This is a genomic window from Mammaliicoccus sp. P-M59, from assembly GCF_022386135.1.
Lineage (GTDB): Bacteria > Bacillota > Bacilli > Staphylococcales > Staphylococcaceae > Mammaliicoccus > Mammaliicoccus sciuri_A.
In genome coordinates, this window is record NZ_JAJNJJ010000035.1 from 1 (window position 1) to 461 (window position 461).

Here is a 461-nt window from a genome sequence, read left to right on the forward strand (position 1 = left end):
TGCCGGGGTGGCGGAACTGGCAGACGCACAGGACTTAAAATCCTGCGGTAAGTGATTACCGTACCGGTTCGATTCCGGTCCTCGGCACCATTTTTGTTTTTGCGCCCGTAGCTCAATTGGATAGAGCGTTTGACTACGGATCAAGAGGCTAGGGGTTCGACTCCTCTCGGGCGCGCCATTTTAAATAACGGGAAGTAGCTCAGCTTGGTAGAGCACTTGGTTTGGGACCAAGGGGTCGCAGGTTCGAATCCTGTCTTCCCGACTTCTATTAATACTTATGGGGGCTTAGCTCAGATGGGAGAGCGCCTGCTTTGCACGCAGGAGGTCAGCGGTTCGATCCCGCTAGTCTCCACCATTTTTAAAATAGATTATGAACATTGAAAACTGAATGACAATATGTCAACGTTAATTCCAATAATTGAGTACTGAAAGTACTTCAGAGTGATTGGCTTAACCAATCA

General features: G+C 48.4%; 4 tRNA genes. All 4 read left to right on the forward strand.

The window, feature by feature from the left end:
* Position 1: 1 nt before the first annotated feature.
* The 4 genes from LQ617_RS15845 to LQ617_RS15860 all read left to right on the forward strand — a co-directional run bounded on the left by LQ617_RS15845 (position 2) and on the right by LQ617_RS15860 (position 355).
* Positions 2-90: transfer RNA gene (locus LQ617_RS15845), tRNA-Leu, on the forward strand.
* Between the two features lie 11 nt (positions 91-101).
* Positions 102-178 (forward strand) — tRNA-Arg (locus LQ617_RS15850).
* A 10-nt stretch (positions 179-188) separates the two neighbouring features.
* Positions 189-262 (forward strand) — tRNA-Pro (locus LQ617_RS15855).
* A 17-nt stretch (positions 263-279) separates the two neighbouring features.
* Positions 280-355, forward strand: a tRNA-Ala gene (locus LQ617_RS15860).
* Positions 356-461: the final 106 nt, after the last annotated feature.